Here is a 20,687-nt window from a genome sequence, read left to right as displayed (position 1 = left end):
CTTTTTAAAGGTGATACTTGTTACAATAGTTAAATATTTTTTGATCTTAAAGGTTATGTTTTGCAGAAGCATAAAATGACATATTTGTAGTAATAGAAAGCAATTTACTTTTTAGCGCTTTTCACAAAGAGAGTATTGCTTCTTTATGATACGAGAGGAGGGAAGGTTGCAAATATTCGCTTTCTATACGACAGGCATAAAAAATCCCGATGTTCCAAGCTTTTTTGATTAACATAAAAAGTTAATGAATATCGTCACCTTGAAGATAGCCCTCTTTTCGGGCATCGGGCATTAAGAGAACTGCAATGAATGCAATAATCATCATACCGGTTATATAAAAATAGAAAGCAGATTCACATCCAAGCTCTTTTAATCCAAGTGCGACATATTCAGCAGAACCGCCAAACAGTGCGTTGGCAACAGCATAAGAGAGTCCAACTCCGATCGCCCGCACCGAAGCGGGAAACATTTCTGATTTTACAATGCCAGAGATGGATGTATAAAAGCTCATAATACAGAGCATTCCAATAACGACTGATAAAGCAATCCACGTATTATTAGTGCTACCAATCATATTAAGTCCAGGAATAGTAAAGAGGGTAGAGAGTGCACTCCAAATGAGGAGTGAAGTTCTTGTTCCAATTTTATCAGCCAGAAAGCCAAATGCAGGTTGAAGTAACATGAAAATAAAGAGTGCAGCAGTCATTATAGTTGTTGCGGTATGTTTATCAAAGCCGGTGGTTGTGATCAGATATTTCTGCATATAAGTCGTATAAGTGTAGAATGTGAGTGATCCTCCGGCGGTAAAGCCGATAACTAGAAAAAAAGCTTTGCGGTGGTTACTCAGAAGTCCACTAATACTACCAGCTTGTGTACTAGAACGACCCTCTTTTGTCGTTGTCTCGTGGAGTGTGCGGCGTAGATAAATCGCAACAATTGCTCCTAGTCCACCAATGGCAAATGGAATACGCCATCCCCATGCTTTTAGTTGATCTTCGGTGAGGTAAAGTGCTAGAATAAATATAACGAGACTGGCTAGAAGTTGACCGCCAATCAGTGTGGTGTATTGGAAGGAGCTAAAGAAACCGCGGCGATTTTTTAAGGCAATTTCACTCATATAAGTTGCTATCGTACCATATTCACCACCGACAGAAAGTCCCTGAAGCATTCGGAGTAAAAGTAAAAGAACTGCTGCTGTTACTCCAATGGTTTCATAGGTGGGAAGTAGGGCGATTAAAAATGAACCACCACACATCATAAAAACAGAGATAAGCATTGAGCGTTTGCGGCCATAACGATCGGCAATGAAGCCAAAAAGCCATCCCCCGATTGGACGCATAAGAAACCCAATAGCAAAGACACCAGCGGCCATTAAAAGTTGCGTAATAACATTGCCATCTGAAGGAAAGAATTGTGATGCAAAGTAAATGGACGTAAAGGAATAAACATAAAAATCATACCATTCTACTAGATTACCTGATGCACTGGACACGATAGACCAGATACGTTTTCTTGTATCATGGGGTGCTAATGTTTGATTTGCCATAAAGCTATCCCTTTGTGTGTTCAGATCTGTTTACTTGGTTTTGAAGTTGTTTACAGTGTTTTATTTTTTGCGTCATCAAAATTTTAATTTTACAATGCCAATTTCTTGTGTAGGATGCCCTTTTAGTGGGTTTGGGCTGTATTTTTATGCATTTTGCTATTTTTCTTTTCCTGTAATGGGTAGAATCGGTCATAATGTTTATATGAAAACTTATCTTGATCTTTTATTCCATGTTCTAAATGAGGGTGTTGATCGTTCAGATCGGACGGGTGTTGGGGTGCGATCGATTTTTGGGTATCAGATGCGGTTTGATTTACAGGCGGGATTTCCTCTCTTGACAACGAAAAAGTTGCATTTGCGTTCGATAATTTATGAACTTTTGTGGTTTTTGAGAGGCGATACAAATATTGCATGGTTGAAAGAACATGGGGTGTCAATTTGGGATGAGTGGGCTGATGAAAAAGGTAATCTTGGTCCTATTTATGGTTACCAGTGGCGTTCTTGGCCAGCTCTTGATGGATGTCATATCGATCAAATCAGTAATCTTTTAACTATGATTAAAGAAACGCCAGATTCTCGTCGCTTGATTGTATCTGCTTGGAATCCGGCTTTGACAGAGAAGATGGCTTTGCCACCTTGTCATTGTTTTTTTCAGTTCTATGTTGCTAATGGTAAATTATCGTGTCAGCTTTATCAGCGTTCAGCGGATATTTTTTTAGGTATTCCATTTAATATTGCTTCCTATGCGTTGTTGACGATGATGATTGCCCAAGTAAGTGGGCTTAAAGCAGGTGATTTTATTCATACTCTCGGCGATGCACATCTTTATTGTAACCATTTTGAACAGGCAAGATTCCAGTTGTCTCGTATACCAAATGCTTTGCCGTCGATGATTATAAACCCAGCGGTAACAGATCTTTTTTCTTTCAAATTTGAGGATTTTGAATTGCTTAATTATGAAGCACAGCCACATATCAAGGCACCGGTAGCAGTATGACTTTTCCAGTTTGTTTAATTGCAGCTGTTGCAAAAAATGGTGTTATCGGTCGTGAAGGTGCAATGCCTTGGCATTTGTCGACGGATTTGCAGCGCTTTAAGGCTTTGACTTTTGGTAAACCCGTCATTATGGGGCGAAAAACTTGGGATTCTCTTGGACGTCTTTTGCCAGGGCGTACAAATATCGTCATTACCCGCAATCGTGCATTCACGGCTGAAGGTGTCGTTATTGTTTACTCTTTGTCTCAAGCTTGTGCCGTCGCAAAAAAGGTGGCTTCTCAAAATGGAGCAGATGCAGTTTTTATTATTGGTGGCGGCGAAATTTTTCAACAAGGGTTGAATATTGCTGATAAAATATTCCTTACAGAAATTTTGGATTCCATTGAAGGTGATAGTTTTTTTCCTGTTCTTGATAAAGAGAAGTGGATTATTGTGCAAACACAATATATTCCAGAAGGGGAGAAAGATAGCCATCCTACACGTTTTGTAGTTTATGAACGAAAATAATTGTTTGTGATAAAATAATCGTTTGTGATTAAAGTGGAAAGAGTATGTCAGTTGTGTTGTAATGAGGTAAGAGGTACCCTATAAGATCAAGCGAATGGTTGATATTTGAGTAGTGGTAGTTAATTAAAGAGGTGAGGATGCCCTGGACAAATCAAAATGGTGGTAGCCCGTGGAGTGGTGATAAAAGCAAACTTGGTGGTGATAAAAAGAAACCAGCTAAGAATTTCTTTGGTTCTGGTGGCAATAACGGTGGTGATAATAGTCCCAATCTTGATGATATTTTGCGTAAAGGGCAAGATCAGTTTAAACAATTTAGTAGGAGCGGGCTTTCTGTTTTATTACTTCTGCTTGCTGCTTTTTTTTGGCTGTACCAATCAATTTATATTGTTCAGCAAAATGAACAGGCTGTGGAGTTACGTTTTGGCGTTCCTAAAGAGGGAATCATCAGCGATGGTTTACATTTTCATTTTTGGCCAATTGAGACCTATATGAAAGTCCCTTTAACGGAAAAAACAATCATGATTGGTGGGAAGCGTGGTCAGGCACAACAAAGTGATGGTTTAATGCTTTCAAGTGATCAAAATATCGTTAATGTTAATTTTTCCGTTTACTATCGAATTTCATACCCCGGTCAGTTTTTATTTAATGTGAATGATCAAGAAGGGACAGTTCGTCAAGTTGCTGAGAGTGCAATGCGTGAGGTCATTGGTTCTCGACCAGTTGATGATGTTTTGCGTGACAAGAAAGAAGAAGTTGCTAGTGATGTCAGAAAGATTATTCAGTTGACTGTAGATAAATATCAACTTGGTGTGGAAATAAGCCGTGTGTCTATCAGTGAGGCTGCTCCTCCTACAAAGGTTGCTGCTGCGTTTAATTCTGTTCAGCAAGCAGAGCAGGAACGTGGTCGAATGATTGAAGAAGGGAATCGTGTGCGTTTTGCGAAGATTGGTTTGGCAAATGGTGAAGCTTCACGCACACGGGAAATTGCAAAGGGTGAGAAGGCACAAATGGTTGAAGAGGCAACAGGGCGTGCGGAGCGTTTTCAAGATATAGCTCGTGAGGCTGCAGTTTCACCAAAGGCTGCGCGCTATCGTCTTTATATGGAAACAATGGGGCGTATTCTTTCTTCACCAAATAAGTTGGTTCTTGATCAGGCAAATTCTCCAGCGGTGCCCTATTTGCCTCTAAACGAATTGTTACGTAGCAATTCATTAGAAGAAATGAAGGCAACATCAGCGCGTCCTGCATCGCCTTTGGATTCTCGCATTTCTGGAGGACATTAATTATGCAACAGTCTCGTTTTTTGTTTGTTTTGAGTGCTATAGTGCTTGTTTTGATGATTTTGTGGATGTCTATTTTTATCGTCTATCCTCGTCAACAGGTGGCAATTAAGCGTTTTGGACAGATTGTTCAGGTGGAATCTAATCCAGGGATCTATTTGAAGGCACCTTTTATAGATAAGATGATTATTATTGATAATCGGTTGTTGCGTTATGATGTTCCTACACAATCTGTACAGGTTCGTGGTGGTGCATATTATGAAGTTGATGCGTTCTTTATTTATCGTATTACAGATCCTAAGTTATTTTTGCAGCGCATTTCTTCTGGGCGTCCGCAAATTGCTGCTCGTGAAAATCTCGCGCCGCGTTTTATCGATGCTTTGCGTGCCGTTTATGGGAAGCGAGAATTTAAAGCAGCTTTATCGGATGAACGAGGAGCGATGATGGCTGAAGTGCAGAAGCAGTTTTCTGTAGATGCTGGTTCTTTGGGCATTGCCATTGTTGATGTGCGTATTCGTAAAACTGATTTAACTGATGCTGTCTCAGAAGATGTTTATCGGCAAATGGCAGCTGAGCGTGAAGCTGCTGCGGAAAATATTCGTGCTCGTGGCCAACAGGAACGGGATCGTATTGTAGCGGAAGCTAATCGTGAATATGAAGAAATTGTAGCAGCTGCAAAGCGTGATGCTGAAATTACTCGTGGTGAAGGTCAGGCTGAAAGTATTCGCCTTTTATTGAATGCGCGGGAAGCTAATCCGTCTTTTTACGATTTTTGGTTAGCTATGGAGCAATACAAGAATTTAGAGCGTACTCCGATGGTGATTTCACCACATGAGGATTTCTTTTTCTATTTTCGTAATTCGCCACAAGCAAATAGAGAATTCTCACCGACGATGAATACTGGTCTTAATAATACGGATAAGAAATCCGTAGGAGAGTAGATAGGGTGATGGATTGCAGTTTGAGCTTTTTGTGAGATAATTCGTGATTGCTTCCTTATATGATAAAGGCGGTATAGCGTCTTGAAAGCCATAATAACTTCGCGGGAATGAATTTAGTAACGCCTTTGGTAGTATTTATCAAAGGCAGGTTATGGGTAAAATATTAGGGATAAAGATATGTCTCTGAAGCGCTTTGCTATAGGAGCTACCATCGGTGTAGTTTTGTTTTTTTCGGGGACAATGAGTTGTTGGTCTCTAGAAGAAGTATCTGAAACTACGCCACTTTCCGTTCCTGATTTGGCCGCTAAACTTTTGGAGACGGTTGTGAATATTTCCATAGCACAGACTGTTGATGGAACCGAACAGGACGAGCATATTTCTGTGCCCACCATACCAAAAGATTCATTGTTGCAAGAATATTTTAGTGATTTTTTTACACCAAAAGATGGTCAAAAAGATAGTCAATTTCAAAAAATTCGTTCTTTGGGCTCTGGTTTTGTGATTGATGCGCAAAGAGGGCTTATTGTTACAAATTACCATGTTATCGTTGATGCTGATGATATTGAAGTTAATTTTACTGATGGTACAAAACTAAAGGCAAAGTTGCTTGGAAAGGATAGCAAGACTGATTTGGCACTTCTTCAAGTGGATGCTGGGAGTAAGAAATTAAAAGCTGTACGTTTTGGTGACTCAGAAAGGGCACGTATTGGTGATTGGGTTATGGCTATTGGTAACCCTTATGGTTTTGGTGGTAGTGTAACGGTTGGTATTATTTCTGCACGTAATCGTGATCTTAATGCCGGTCCTTATGATAATTTTATTCAGACAGATGCTGCGATTAACCGGGGCAATTCTGGTGGTCCGTTATTTGATAGAAATGGTAAGGTGATTGGTATTAATACAGCGATTATTTCGCCTTCTGGTGGGTCTATCGGTATTGGTTTTGCTATACCATCAGATATGGCTCTCTCCGTGATTAATCAGTTGCGTGATTTTGGAGAAATAAGACGCGGTTGGTTAGCTATTCGTATTCAACCGGTAACAGAAGATGTTGCAAAAAGTCTAAAACTAGAAGAAGCTGTGGGAGCACTGGTTGCTGGTAAAATAGAACAGGCGAATGTGGATAATAGTCAGCTGCAAATTGGAGATGTTATTCTTCTCTTTGGGAATGCAAAAATTAAGCATGCACGTGATTTGCCGCGTTTAGTAGCAGAAAGTCCGGAAGGAAAAGTGGTGGATGTCACTGTTTTTCGGAATGGACAAGAAAAAACAGTAAAAGTTAAGCTTGGACGTTTGGTTGAGACAGATGCAAATGAAAATACAGTAGAAGAAGTCGATGATGAAAAAGGCGGTGCTCTATCAAAAAGCGTGATAATGCAATTTATGGGAATGACATTATCAGAGCTTACAACTGATTTGCGGCATCTCTATTCAATTACGGATAAAGTTCGGGGGTTGGTGGTGACATCTGTTGCAAAAAATAGTGCTGCGGATAAAAAGCGTATTCGCATTGGTGAAGTGGTTGTTGATATCAATCAAAGTTCCATTACAACCATTGATGAGGCTAAGAAACGTATTCATAAGTTACGTGAGGCTGGGCGTAAAAATGCCCTCTTCATTGTTGCTCGGCCAAATGGAGAGTTGCGACTCGTGACAATTCCAATGGATTGATATTCTTGAATGCGTGTTGAGTTATTTGTGTTTTTGTTATCGCTATTCAAAGTGTGCAAGAGGTGGTGGTTTGCTCTTATATTGCAATAGGAAGATTAACATAAGAACCCGTACGCTGTGGGCATTACTGTATTTTACTTCGTAGCCGGTGAAAAAGAAGCGGCTGCAAGAAAAATAGGAGTTTAAAGGAAGTAATTTTCAGTCACTTACTGTGAATCGGAGAGCCACCAATTTTAATGTAAAAAAATAGAGCTGTTTGATTACATGCGATAGGCTAAGTGTTATTTTTCCATGCGATTGCAAAAAGTATGTTATTTTATAGTTTTCTATCTGAAAGGGCTTTGGTGGTTGTGTTTTATTGTTGAATAATAATAGCAGAAATAAATGCTTTTAAGGCCTTTTAACATTGTTATTGTATTCATTTTTTATTCTTCTAAGGAATTAAAACTATCATAAGCACTTTTTCTGTATTAGGCGTAGAGATCTTGCTCGCGTTTTTTTGAAGAATTCATTCTATGGCAATGTAGGTAAAATAAAGCTTCTTTGAGATTTGTCATGTGTGTTGTGATACGTTGGTATTGGATAGACATAGGGGAGATCCATTCATGACAAAGAGAGAGATTACGTTGATAGCGGGGCCTACGGCAAGTGGTAAGTCAGCGCTTGCTTTACAAATGGCTCAAGAAAAAAATGCTTTCATCGTTAATACCGATTCAATGCAGGTTTATGAGGTTTTAAATATCTTAACAGCACGGCCTACAGAGTCTGATATTGCGATCGTTCCACACTATCTTTATGGCTATGTGAGTCCGACTCTTCATTATTCAGTGGGACAGTGGTTATGTGATGTTGGAGAGCTTTTAACTGCATTCACGTCAAAATCACTTATTTTTGTTGGTGGAACGGGACTTTATTTTCGTGCTCTTTTAGAAGGACTTTCGGAAATACCTCATATTCCAGATACTGTGCGGCAGAAATGGCGGCTTTTGCTTGATAAAGAGGGTGCTGAAGGCCTTTACCGCCAATTGTTGCAGATTGATGCCGTTCTTGCTGAGAAAATTTCTTTGCAAGATGGTCAACGTATTGTTCGTGCTCTAGAAGTTTATGAGGCAACTGGTAAAAAGCTTAGTTGGTGGCAGAAGAAAAAAACGCCTCCTCTGGTTTCGTCAGATTGTGCAGAAAAAATTCTTCTTCTTCCAACACGTCAACAGCTTTATGAACGTATTCATAAGCGGTTGGACGCTATGATTGAAAGAGGGGTTTTAAAAGAAGTATTTGCTATGAAAAATCTTATGCTTTCTCCTCTGTTGCCGGCGATGAAAGCTATTGGTTTGCGTGAATTTATGGATTATTTGGACGGATGTAAAAGTTTTGAGGATGCTCTTGAAATAGCAAAAACACAAACGAGGAGGTATGCAAAAAGGCAAATGACGTGGTTTCGTCATCAATTTGACGAGGAATGGATACCCATTTTTTCAGATGAAGAGCTGTAGAAAATTTTAAAAGAAAGAGAGCATTTGGGATGGAAAATTTTTTAAAAGATAATTTTTGATTGACGGGTAGCATTGATGAAATTAATGTCTTCCCAACAAGGAATATCTTTCTTACGGTATGTCGTGCGTTTGAATGAGGGGATAATTATACGGTGCATATCTTTGCGTGTAATGGGCTCTTTTGGGAGCCTTTTTTTATTGTGCTATAGATGGGCGAGAGGGGAAAATGGTAAATCATCTAAGAGAAAAAGAGAGTGCGGACGGAAAAATAATGTCTGGAGCTGAAATGGTGGTGCAGGCTCTTATTGATCAAGGGGTTAAACATCTCTTTGGTTATCCTGGTGGGGCTGTTCTCCCTATTTTTGATGTTATTTATCAACAAGACTCACTTCAGCATATTTTGGTGCGTCATGAACAAGCAGCAGGGCATGCTGCTGAGGGATATGCACGAAGCACAGGGAAGGTAGGAGTTATGCTGGTGACTTCTGGCCCGGGTGCAACTAATGCTGTGACACCTCTTCAAGATGCGCTCATGGACTCTATCCCTCTTGTTTGTTTTTCTGGTCAAGTACCGACAACAGTGATTGGAACAGGTGGCTTTCAAGAAGCTGATACGGTTGGTATTACAAAGTCTTGTACAAAATATAATTGTTTGGTTAAAGATGTAAATGATCTTGCGGTGATCATTCATGAGGCCTTCTTTATTGCTCAATTGGGACGTCCTGGACCAGTTTTGGTTGATATTCCAAAAGATGTTCAATTTTCTGCAGGGATTTATAGAGCACCTCGAGTGCCGACGTTTATGCGTTCTTATTCAAAACCGAGAGGGAATACACAGGCTATTGGAGAAGCGGTTTCTCTCTTAGCAGGAGCAAAGCGTCCTGTTATTTATTCTGGTGGTGGTGTTATTTCATCAGGTTCTGAAGCTGTAAGGCTTTTGCGTGATTTTGTTCAACTTGGTAATTTTCCCATTACGTCAACACTCATGGGGCTTGGTGTTTATCCTGCTTCTGGCAAAAATTGGCTTGGAATGCTTGGGATGCATGGGACTTATGAAGCTAATATGGCTATGCATGATTGTGATGTTATGTTGGCCGTTGGGGCGCGCTTTGATGATCGTATCACTGGGCGACTGGATTCGTTTGCACCTCATGCACGTATTATCCATATTGATATTGATCCTTCCTCCATCAATAAAATCGTAAAAGTAGAAGTGCCTCTTATTGGTGATGTGGCTTGTGTTTTGGGAGATATGATGCAACTCTTAAAAATACAGCAATTAGCGTTTAACGGTGAAGTTCGTGAGGCATGGTGGACGCAAATTAATCGCTGGAGAGCCCGTAATTCGTTGGCATATGCGGAGAAAAAAGATGTTATTATGCCGCAATATGCTCTTGAACGACTTTATGCTCTTACTAAAGATGCACGTGCTTATGTAACAACAGATGTTGGACAGCATCAGATGTGGGCAGCACAATATTATCGTTTTGATGAACAAAATCATTGGATGACTTCTGGTGGTCTTGGAACTATGGGTTATGGTTTGCCTGCTGCTATTGGTGTTCAAATCGCACATCCTGATGCACTTGTTTTGTGTATTTCTGGTGATGCTTCAATTCAGATGAATATTCAAGAGCTTGCAACGGCGATACAGCATAATGCTCCAGTGAAAATTTTTATTTTAAATAATCGGTATATGGGTATGGTTCGACAGTGGCAGCAATTGTTGCATGGCAATCGTCTTTCTCATTCTTATACGGAGTCGATGCCTGATTTTGTGAAATTGGCAGAAGCTTATGGAGCCGTTGGTATCTGTTGTTCAAAACCAGACGAACTTGATGATAAAATTCAGCAAATGATTGACTGTGATAAGCCAGTTCTCTTCGATTGCCGTGTTGATAATTTAGAAAATTGTTTTCCAATGATCCCATCTGGATGTGCGCACAATGATATGCTGTTGCCTGATGAGGCTAATGATGAAGCAGTTGCAAATGCTGTTCCTGCTGGAGGACAGTGTTTTGTATAAGGCGTTTGTAATTGCGATAACATGAATTTAAATTTTGCCTTTATTTCACTTCTTCATTTTGAAAATGATTTAGTAGAGATCATGTGCAGTTTTTTGAGATTACTTCATATTCTTAATTTAGTTGTTCGTATTGTTGTTCCTTTAGAATAGAGTGTTTTGTTCAACGAAAATGAGGTTTGATTAAAACATCTGATACGAGTTTTGTGTAAATGCAAGATTTAGGTTGTGGAAATATTTTATTCGACAGTTATTATATGATGCTTGGGATTTGCTTTAAAAGTGGTGGCCAATCTATTGAAAAGTCCTCAATAATGAGGACTATTTCGCAATAGTTCTTGCTCTTTTTATGCGAATCTTATTTTGATAAATTATGCAATTTTCACCGGAACAGGACAATGCATTGAAGGCTGTTGCTGCATGGTTGAAAGAGGGGTATTCTCCACTTTTTCGCCTCTTTGGTTATGCGGGGACGGGAAAGACAACGCTTGCACGTTATTTTGCGGAAACAGTTGATGGTTCTGTCCAATTTGCGGCGTTTACAGGCAAAGCAGCTCAGGTTTTGCGCTCTAAAGGTGCAAGCAATGCTTGTACTATTCATTCGCTGATTTATTGTCTGCGTGGGGAAGAAGAAGTTTCCGATGAAGTTACCGGAAAGAAGTTTATTGCGCCGACATTTGCATTAAATCGGAAGAGTACAGCTGCACAAGCCAAACTCATTATTGTCGATGAGTGTTCGATGGTAGATGAACAATTAGCGCATGACTTAATGAGTTTTCGGACGCCAATTCTCGTTCTTGGTGATCCAGGTCAGTTGCCTCCCATTTCAGGAGGTGGTTTTTTTTCTAATGGTGCGCCAGATTTTCTTCTCTCAAAAATTCACCGACAAGCGCGGGATAATCCGATTGTTCGTTTAGCTATGAATGTGCGTGAAGGACGCGATATTGCTTATGGTGATTATGGGACAGTGCGCGTTGTTACACGTAAAGAGGTTGAGAAACAATTTATTTTAGAAGCTGATCAGCTTTTGGTAGGGATTAATCGAACACGTTATCTTTATAATAAACGTTTGCGTGAGTTGAAGGGGTTTACAGCAAATTATCCGCAAGCAGGAGACAAGCTTGTGTGCTTGCGCAATGATCCCGTTAAAGGTTTGTTAAATGGCTCTTTATGGAAAGTTCTCACTTCACAGAAGGAAACTGTTAAACCGGGTGTTAATCTTCTCGTTAAGTCTGAAGAGAATGAACGTGGAGTGGTGAAGATCAAGCTTTTAAAAGCATCATTTGAAAATCCTGATAATGATATTTCATGGCAATTAAAAAAAAGATATGATGATTTTGATTATGGATATGCACTAACTGTTCATAAAGCGCAGGGATCCCAATGGGACAATGTGGTTTTATTTGACGAAGGTTTTGCATTTCGTGATATGTATGCGCGCTGGCTTTATACCGGAATTACACGTGCGGCAGAGCGTTTGATGATTGTTCGATAGAGAAAAATATTTTTATTGTTTGAAATTATGCTGGGGAATGTATTTTTTCTGTCTTTTAAAATATATATGTAAATAGGGATGTATATGGCAATAAAACTTTCGGTTAATCTCAATGCTGTTGCTGTTTTGCGTAATCGCCGTAATCTTCCATGGCCAAATATTAAAAATGTTGGGCATATCGCACTTACAGCTGGGGCGGCTGGTTTGACAGTTCATCCGCGTCCAGATGAGCGGCATATTCGTTTTGCTGATTTGCCGGATATACGCAGTTTAATTAACAGCTTTTTTCCTACTGCTGAATTTAATATTGAAGGTTATCCAAGCGATACATTTTTGGATTTGGCAGAAAAATATGCTGATCAGATTACCCTTGTTCCGGATGATCCAGCTCAATCAACTTCTGATCATGGTTGGGATTTCGTTCGTGATGCAGAATTTTTGGCACCCATTATTCAGCGCTTGAAAAAAAGAAAAATTCGTGTGTCGTTATTTGCTAATCCTCTTGTAGATGGTCTCGACATTGCTAAAGCAATTGGCGCTGATCGTGTGGAATTTTATACTGGCTCTTATGGAGGGGCATTCAAAGATAAGACAAAGCAGGAACAAGAGTTGAATAAACTTACTTTAGTGGCAAAAAAAGCCAAAGAGCTGCAGTTAGGTGTTAATGCAGGTCACGATTTGACGATTGCTAATCTTCCCGCTCTTGTCAATCGTGTTCCTTGGCTTGATGAAGTTTCTATTGGTCATGGGCTTATTGCTGATGCATTAGAATATGGAATGCATGAGACTGTGCAACGTTTTGTTGGGCTGTTGTCTTAACTTTTGTTCTTTATTAAATTTTGCGGATGATGTCTTATAAAGCTCTATTAGTTTTGTTGCAAAAGAATAAGTTTGCGTATGATAAAATAAATAGCACCACTTTGTTGGTTATATATTGATTTATAGCTCACTATATGTTGTTTAAAACATAAATTTTTTATCTTCATACTCTCGATTATGAAGATTCTTTTGGTTAAAATTTTCCCATGTGCTCTTTAAATGAGAGATAAAAATAAGATTTTGCAGATATTATTTTTATCAAAAAGTTGTATAGAGCTTTGTATGAGTGATGTTTTTTATAGTTATAAATGTGAATTTAAATCTTCACGTTAGAGTGTATAGAAATACTATGCTCATTTTGTAATTTTTTTTGCTATCCACTTTAATTTAGTTCATGCCGAAAGGCCATATGGTGTCCAGAATGCAAGAGTTTATCATGCGAAGAAAAGCAGAATTTTAGAGTGTGTATTTTTTTGGCAATGTTGTTGTGTATAATGCTTCGTTTTTGTAGAGTAGCGGTTGAGGTCTATTTTTGATCTGAATATTTTTGGGGAAGGTTTGGATTGTATTTTTGTGTAGAAGACTTAAACTCTAGAGATTATTTAGATGTCATGTTTTTATGAATAATGGTGTGGTTGTTCATGGTGTGCGAGGTGTGTTAGGGGGTGGATTTTTTCTTCAATAAAAAATTTAAATTCAGTTTGAGTATAAATATAAGGAAGTATTTTCATGCGTGTTTGTTATGATCGTGATGCGAACGTTAATTTGATTAAAGAAAAAAAAGTAGCTATTGTTGGTTATGGTTCACAAGGGCGTGCCCATGCTTTAAATTTAAAAGATTCTGGAGTTCAAAAGATTCAAATTGCTCTGCGTTCAGGATCGGAAACAGCTAAAAAGGCTGCTGTGGATGGTTTTATGGTTGTTAGTGTTGCTGAAGCAGCAAAATGGGCAGACCTCATTATGATGGCAACACCAGATGAATTGCAGGCTGATATCTATAAAGAGCATATTCATGATCATTTACGTGACGGGGCAGTGATTGCTTTTGCCCATGGTTTGAGTATTCATTTCGGCTTAATTGAACCTAAAAAAACAGTTGATGTCGTGATGATTGCTCCGAAAGGTCCAGGTCATACAGTGCGTAATGAATACCAATGTGGTCGTGGTGTTCCTTGCTTAATTGCGATTGCACAAGATGCTTCAGGGCATGCTCGTGATGTAGCATTATCTTATGCGTGTGGTCTTGGTGGTGGACGTGCTGGGATGATTGAAACAACATTTAAAGAAGAGTGCGAAACTGATCTTTTTGGTGAACAAGCTGTTCTTTGTGGTGGTCTTGTTGAGCTTATTCGCGCAGGTTATGAAACACTAACGGAAGCAGGTTATGCGCCAGAAATGGCTTATTTTGAGTGTTTACATGAGGTTAAATTGGTTGTCGATCTTATCTATGAAGGTGGCATTGCAAATATGAATTATTCGATTTCCAATACGGCTGAATGGGGCGAATATATGTCTGGTCCACGCGTGATTACTGATGAAACAAAAGCAGAAATGAAGCGTATTTTGAAGGATATTCAGACGGGTAAATTTACGTCAAATTGGATTCAAGAGTATAAGGCCGGTGCAGCTCATTTTAAAGGTATGCGGCGTTTAAATGGCCATCATCCTATCGAAGAAGTTGGCAAAAAACTCCGCTCTATGATGCCTTGGATAAAGTCTGACGCTTTGGTTGATAGAGAGCGTAATTAAAGTCATAAAAATTTCTATGCAAAAAGCTCTTATGCTTTGTTCATAAAAAGGGTACCTAAAGTTACCCTTTTTGATGTGCCTTTCATATATAGGCCTTATTCCCCGGATTTTTGTATTTGCAAACTCTTTTTTCCGAAAATAAAGTATACAATTTTAAAAAAGGTAAATTACACTAGGATGTATTTTAGAGCTATTGCAGTATCATTCATTCTAATGACAACAAATAAATAGTGAATGTAAAGAAGATTAAAAGATTCCATACGCATAAAAATATCTACAGGATTTTATAAGGAGATACGGCATGTTGGAGAGGACATTTGCGACGATGGACAAATATAGCTGATCAAAATTATAAACCATACAAATATAAACAAAATTTTTGCGATTGTGCTTATAATTGTAAAAGCGTCTATGACTGCTGGTGATAGAGATAAAACTGCATAGCTTAATAAGATGCATAAATAAGGGAAGAGTAATGCATTGGATGGAATGCGATTGCTAAAAAGTTTTCCTAAAAATTTAGGTGATCACTTTTGTGTTGCGAGATTGGATATCATGCGGCTGTTTGAAAAAAATACCACTATTGATTGAAGATGTGGTAGCTGTTAGAACAACAAAGTTCATCAAATCATCAGCAGTTGGAGTGTCAATAAGTGCATACATCGTTACAAATGAGCTTTTTTCTGTAATGATTTGGTTCCAAGGAGTGACAGGATAATAGTCATAATGAGAAAGAAAATATAAAGGAAAATAATGCGGATGGATATCGAGTTGATAGCTTTTGGAAAAACTTCTTATGGTTCTTTTATTTCAGCTGTAGCTGTTCTAGCAAGTTCGAGATCAACAAAAGCAAAAATAACAATTTGAAATCCTGCAAAAATGCTGTAATGCCTCGAGAAAAGATATTTCTACTGTCCCATATATTGCCAAAGGAGGTAATGAGGCTGTTCAGGGATATAAAGCGAGTAAAGATCATGTAAAATCCTGCAATAATTAATACTAAAATTGCTAGGATTTTGATAAGATAAAACCAAAATTCAAATTCGTTAAATAGTTTTACGGCTCTGAGGTTGAATATTAAAAATGACAGAAGATCTATGAGAGTAGGAGTTCACGAATTGAGTTCAGGCCCTCAAGAGTGTGTATAGCTGACAGTAGCAATAATTTCGGCAATTTCAGTTACAGTTCAGCACAACCAATACGTTTAGCCGATAAAAAATCCAACACTTGAACCAAGAAGATCGGTTGAAAAATCAATAAAAGATCAAGAAAGTAGTGGCTATCCCATAATACGTGTTACAAAGTATATAGCACAACCAATAATAGCGTAAACTAATAAGATTGAAGAATCATTGGTACTAATTGTTTTTTTCTGACTCCATAAAAATGCCTGTTTTAATAATTTTACAAATGGCTATAAGTTGTATGTGGCGATTATCTAGTCCACGTTGCAATTTTCTTAGATTTTTTCTAATTTTTTACAACTCATTTAAAAGAGGTTTCCTTTAATTATGATGAGATAAAAATTACCTTAAAAAGGGTAATTCTCCTCATCAATCATGATATGGATGAAGAATAAAGGAAAGAAAGATTTTTTATGATTCCATGCGAATCAAAGAAAAAGAATATGAAATGAACGGGGGTATGCTATTTTACTGAAAAATAACGGAATAGAAATTTAAGTGCGGAGTTTTTAAGTATAGCTGTGATGGCTATGAGAAAGCATACTATGATTAATTAGACAATTACTCTTGAGCTGCTAAATTTTTGTGAGAGATCACTTGGATTATCGATAGGTGGATGAGAACAGTTTGAGGTGAAATAATGTGTTTACATTATGCTTATCCTCCATAATTAGGTGTAATGATTATTTTGGATGTTATGGCGGGCGGCGGAGTTTTGATTTTTCAGATAGAGTTTAGGATTGCTATCCTCTTTAAAAAAATACGGTAAGAAATTTTGAAATGATTTCTCTATGAATTATTATAATTACAGTAGAGGATAGAAATAGAGAGAAAAATTCCACTATTAATTTTTAGAAGGGTATTTTCTATTCCAATATGCCTATGTTGTTAATTGGAATGCAAGATTTATTCACGGTTATTTATTTTTATTTAGTGGTATAAACGGGAGAGATTTCTTTTCTTTTTCACAAAGAAAATGAGAAATACGGTGGGATTTTTTATTCTGAAATTGTGAACAAGAATTATGTTCAGCTTGGATAAAAACTTGTGAGAATTTCATGTTGATTATATAGAATCTTTTCCAAGATATGGTAGAGAAATGAAGTGTATTTATGATTTTTTTTACTTTTGTAGAAATTGGTAAAAAAGAGAAAATGATTTGAGAGGTCTTTGAAAAGTTTTTAAGATTTTTTATATTTTTAAAATTTCGAAAAGTCATTTTTGAAAAAGCAAAAAAATAAATCTTATCCTACAATAAAAAAGGCTTTTATTACTCTTTTGCTGTAGGTATTTGTAAATCTGTGTTTTTTGATTGTTTAATGCGCTTTTCAGCTCTAAGAGGAAGTTTTGAAAAATTTTGTTTTATACTGCTCCGTATAAGTGCTAGTGCTTCTGCAAATAAAAAATCTTGTCGATTTCCGTAGAAGATTTTATTTGAAAATTCAATGTCTCACATATAAGAAGGGTAACTTCTTACCCTTTTAACATGCTTTTTACGTGTAGGTTTTATTTGTTATCTTGAGCTGTTTTTTTCCTTAGAAAGATAAAATACGCTATTCCTAAGAAAGCAAACCATGCTAAACTATATTTAAGAGCCGTGAAGGTATCAGATTCTAATGTCAACAAATAGAGCATAAAAGCAAAAAAAGCTAGAACAGCCCAGCATGCGACAACACCTCCTGGCATTTTATAGACAGATTCAGCATGCAGTTTTGGGTGATTGCGACGATACACAATATAGCTAACTAAAATTACAGACCATACGAATAAAAACGCAATAGCTGAAATACTGGTCACAATTGTAAAAGCACTTATGATACTTGGGGATAGTGATGTGATTGTGTACCCTAATAAAATACACAAGCAAGAAAAGAATAGGGCGTTGGCTGGGACATGATATTTGGAAAGTTTTCCAAAAATACGAGGTGCTCCTTTTTGCGTTGCAAGCCCGTATATCATGCGACTGGTAGAAAAAATACCACTATTTGCAGAAGAGGCGGCAGATGTTAGGACAACAAAATTCACCAAACCAGCAGCTATCGGAATGCCAGCAAGCCAAAACATTTCAACAAAGGGACTTCTATCTAGAAGCACTTGATCCCAAGGAGTTATGGACATAATTACAATAAGAGAAAAGATATAAAAAAATACAATACGAACCGGTATTGCATTAATTGCTTTCGGCAGAACTGTTTTAGGATCTTTAACTTCAGCTGCGGTTGTTCCGGCAATTTCTATACCAACAAAAGAAAAAATAGCAATTTGAAATCCAGCAAAAAAACCTGCGATTCCCAGAGGAAATATGTTTCCATTGTTCCATATGTGGCTGAGAGAGGCAACAGTACCATTGGGAGAGGTAAAACCAGTAACGATCATATAAAATCCTATAATGATTAATACTAAAATCGCTACAATTTTGATAAGACCAAACCAAAATTCAAGTTCACCGAACATTTTTACTGCGAAAAGATTAAAGATTAAAAAGAAAGTAATGCAAGAAAAAACAACAGTCCATGGATTGAGTTCGGGCCACCAAAAGTGCATATAAGTGATAATGGCGATAATATCTGCTGCTCCAGTTACAACCCAGCTTAGCCAATAGCTCCAGCCAACAAAAAAAGCAATTCCTGGTCCCAGCATATCGGTTGAAAAATCAATGAGAGATCGATATTGCGAATTAGAAAGCAAGAGTTCTCCCATAGCACGCATTACAAAGTATAAGGCGCAACCGATAATAGCATAAACGAGTATAATAGAGGGGCCTGCTACGCTAATTGTTTTTCCTGATCCCATGAAGAGTCCTGTCCCAATGGCACCACCGAGAGCTATAAGTTGTACGTGACGGTTATCCAATCCCCGTTGCAATTTCTTTCGAGGATCATCTTCTAAATTTTGTTTGTAGTTCATTTTTTGAAGGTTCCCTTTAATTATTTAAGATTCAAATTACATTGAGAAAAGTAACCTATGTATCGAAGCATGATATGAGTGAGTCGTAAAGGAGAAAAACATTTTTTATGATTTCATGTGGAAAAAGGGAAAGCATAGGAAACTGATAAGAATAAACGACTCCACTCCAAAATAATATAAAATTTGAATGCAGAGTTTTAAATTTTAGATGAGGCGATTGATAAATGGTTGATACAAATATTTAGTATTGTTATTTAAATTATTTTTAAGATATTTCAAACAGTTGTAAGAAAATACTTATGGATCATAGCAAAACATATTCGTATAATAAGACTGTAGTTTTCATAGATCTTATAATGAAAAAATATTTTTTTTCATTTAGGTAGATCGTGTAATTAAAATATCACTTAAGAAATTGTTTTTATGACAAGAAATATAAAGCGATTTTTACAATAATTTTTATTTTGTACCATAAATGAAAAATCGCTATTTTCTTTTGTGCAAGGTCAGTGATAAGAATTCCATTCAGACGTTCATACCACTGGGTAAAGTCTTACGAGAGAATCGGATTAGTCATGTAGAAGATCTTTAGAGGATGATAGAGAAATACAATGTATTTGTAGTGTCTTTTTTGAATAGATTATAAAGAGATTTATTTTCATATGGTTTAAATTAGGAAAGAAAAGTTCTTTTAAGAAGTAAATACAGATGTTTGTTGTAACAGTTTCATAGTAAGTTCTTTTTGCTCATTTAATTACAAAGCTGTAGGTATATTTGTTAGGGTTTTTGATAATTTTTCCAAAAAATCGCCAGAAAAAAATCGAAATTCTGATAGATAAAGAGAAAAATAACAAGACACATTTTGTAGAGGAAAATGCAAAATTTTCTTCTCTTTTTTATTATGCATGTAATTTGATATTGGTTTGTGCACTAAGTGAGAAGAAGTAGTATTGATTAAAAACACGTGGTAATTTATTGTTTTTACGTATAATTTTTATAATTAAATGCGCATTTTTTCAAAATGGATTTTGATATCTAAAATTATAAAAAAGAGCTAAAAAGAGCGAAAATTGGAATTTTCTGTTAAAAATGAAAGAAGTCTGTGAAAGCTTAAGAACCATCTTTAAAAAAATAAATAAAAAAATGAAATCAACTCCAAAATTAGTCAAAAATAACTCAATAGGCAAAAAATATTTTTATATCGATTGTTGATTTTAAAAGGGCATAGAGCCGTATTTTGTATAGCTTCTATTTGATGTTTTAAATGCAGTTTAAAGAAGAGGGGAAGTTGCCTCTACTTCTTCTATATTGTTGATATTTTGAATAAGTGCTTGTAAGTTTTTATAAAGCTTTACTGCTAATTTCGCCATATCTTCAGAGGAATCTTTTTTTCTCAAGAAAAGCTCTCTAAGGATTTCAATGTTGGTATGAAACAAGCAGAGCAGGAGTTTGCCAATTGGATTGTCGATGGTTTTATTACCTTTATCACGAAGTTGAGCTATTTTTTTGCATCATTTTCAGTGAACAATCTGAAGCCGGCTATTCCTCTCCCGCTTGTAAAAAGATTACGGCTGAGTACTCCAAGCTTGATAAAAAGGTGATCAACCTTGCCAATCTACATCAATATATGGACTTATCAGTATTGATTTATCGGATCTTTTCCATTTGTCAAATTGGCTTGGAGGGGGCAAACAGCCGTCCAACCCATTGTGCAATTTTCGTGAAGTCATGACAAACATGCTCCTAACATATAGATAAGGGACAAAGACTGCTTCACCATCACACACAGTCAAAAATGTCACGGTGCATATTTATGGTGCGCGTGATCCTGTTACGACAGGGCGGTCCGTTAGTGCTGCGATTCAACGTGCACAAGCCAATGCACTCCATGGAGGGACAGAATGAATGATCCCTTTATGATGCTAGGACCACATCAATTGTATGTCGATTGGCTCAATTTTTAATCGTTTGAGGAGGAGTTTTTAGCTACATGGGTTTCAATGGCACGCTTTGGGAGGGCGTCGAGCTTGCAGTTTACAGGCTATGGCAGTGATCCTAAAGTCATCCCTGATCGCT

Annotated in this window: 13 protein-coding genes and 2 pseudogenes; 11 read left to right on the top strand and 4 right to left on the bottom strand. The window is 37.3% G+C overall.

Translation table 11 applies throughout. The features are described 5' to 3' along the window. Window positions 1-241: 241 nt before the first annotated feature. A complete protein-coding gene (locus V4B17_RS04230) occupies window positions 242-1,546 on the bottom strand; it encodes an MFS family transporter (RefSeq protein ID WP_455478965.1) in 1,305 nt (434 codons plus the stop codon). A gap of 202 nt (window positions 1,547-1,748) precedes the next feature. On the opposite strand from V4B17_RS04230, the gene V4B17_RS04225 reads away from it, so the two are divergent. From V4B17_RS04225 to ilvC, 10 genes are all read left to right on the top strand, one after another. Then, the gene (locus V4B17_RS04225) at window positions 1,749-2,543 is read left to right on the top strand and encodes a thymidylate synthase (protein ID WP_455478964.1); all 795 of its coding nucleotides are present in this window, start codon (window positions 1,749-1,751) and stop codon (window positions 2,541-2,543) included. Next, a complete protein-coding gene (locus tag V4B17_RS04220; protein ID WP_455478963.1) occupies window positions 2,540-3,049 on the top strand; it encodes a dihydrofolate reductase in 510 nt (169 codons plus the stop codon). The genes V4B17_RS04225 and V4B17_RS04220 overlap by 4 nt, the downstream gene beginning before the upstream one ends. A 137-nt stretch (window positions 3,050-3,186) precedes the next feature. Continuing rightward, on the top strand, window positions 3,187-4,332 hold the full coding sequence (gene hflK, locus V4B17_RS04215; protein WP_455478962.1) for an FtsH protease activity modulator HflK: 1,146 nt from the start codon (window positions 3,187-3,189) through the stop codon (window positions 4,330-4,332). Between the two features lie 2 nt (window positions 4,333-4,334). Then, the gene (hflC, locus tag V4B17_RS04210; protein WP_455478961.1) at window positions 4,335-5,270 is read left to right on the top strand and encodes a protease modulator HflC; all 936 of its coding nucleotides are present in this window, start codon (window positions 4,335-4,337) and stop codon (window positions 5,268-5,270) included. 177 nt (window positions 5,271-5,447) lie between these two features. After that, window positions 5,448-6,941, top strand: a complete 1,494-nt coding sequence (locus V4B17_RS04205) for a Do family serine endopeptidase (RefSeq protein ID WP_455478960.1) — start codon at window positions 5,448-5,450, stop codon at window positions 6,939-6,941. Between the two features lie 605 nt (window positions 6,942-7,546). Beyond that, complete coding sequence (gene miaA / locus V4B17_RS04200) at window positions 7,547-8,434, top strand: tRNA (adenosine(37)-N6)-dimethylallyltransferase MiaA (protein ID WP_455478959.1); 888 nt, start codon at window positions 7,547-7,549, stop codon at window positions 8,432-8,434. Window positions 8,435-8,660: 226 nt separating this feature from the next. Then, complete coding sequence (locus V4B17_RS04195; protein WP_455478958.1) at window positions 8,661-10,460, top strand: acetolactate synthase 3 large subunit; 1,800 nt, start codon at window positions 8,661-8,663, stop codon at window positions 10,458-10,460. 370 nt (window positions 10,461-10,830) lie between these two features. Then, window positions 10,831-11,952 (top strand): ATP-dependent DNA helicase, encoded by a 1,122-nt coding sequence (locus tag V4B17_RS04190; RefSeq protein ID WP_455478957.1) that lies wholly within the window; start codon window positions 10,831-10,833, stop codon window positions 11,950-11,952. Between the two features lie 84 nt (window positions 11,953-12,036). Then, window positions 12,037-12,771, top strand: coding sequence for a pyridoxine 5'-phosphate synthase (locus tag V4B17_RS04185; protein WP_455478956.1), 735 nt, complete (start codon window positions 12,037-12,039; stop codon window positions 12,769-12,771). A gap of 729 nt (window positions 12,772-13,500) precedes the next feature. After that, entirely contained in the window at window positions 13,501-14,520 is a 1,020-nt protein-coding gene (gene ilvC / locus V4B17_RS04180) for a ketol-acid reductoisomerase (RefSeq protein WP_455478955.1), read from the top strand. Between the two features lie 167 nt (window positions 14,521-14,687). Here ilvC and V4B17_RS04175 read toward each other — a convergent pair. The 3 genes and pseudogenes from V4B17_RS04175 to V4B17_RS04165 all read right to left on the bottom strand — a co-directional run bounded on the left by V4B17_RS04175 (window position 14,688) and on the right by V4B17_RS04165 (window position 20,008). Then, window positions 14,688-15,995, bottom strand: a pseudogene (locus tag V4B17_RS04175) (amino acid permease). 1,215 nt (window positions 15,996-17,210) lie between these two features. After that, the gene (locus V4B17_RS04170; protein ID WP_455478954.1) at window positions 17,211-18,611 is read right to left on the bottom strand and encodes an amino acid permease; all 1,401 of its coding nucleotides are present in this window, start codon (window positions 18,609-18,611) and stop codon (window positions 17,211-17,213) included. Window positions 18,612-19,882: 1,271 nt separating this feature from the next. After that, window positions 19,883-20,008, bottom strand: coding sequence for a hypothetical protein (locus V4B17_RS04165; protein WP_455478953.1), 126 nt, complete (start codon window positions 20,006-20,008; stop codon window positions 19,883-19,885). A gap of 504 nt (window positions 20,009-20,512) precedes the next feature. Here V4B17_RS04165 and V4B17_RS04160 point away from each other — a divergent pair. After that, window positions 20,513-20,677: pseudogene (locus tag V4B17_RS04160) on the top strand (phage tail protein); the annotation flags it as partial. Window positions 20,678-20,687: the final 10 nt, after the last annotated feature.

The sequence above is a fragment of the Bartonella sp. B23 genome, assembly GCF_053793815.1.
The sequence above is the reverse complement of the archived record's forward strand: the minus strand, read 5'-3'. Positions and strand labels throughout refer to the sequence as shown.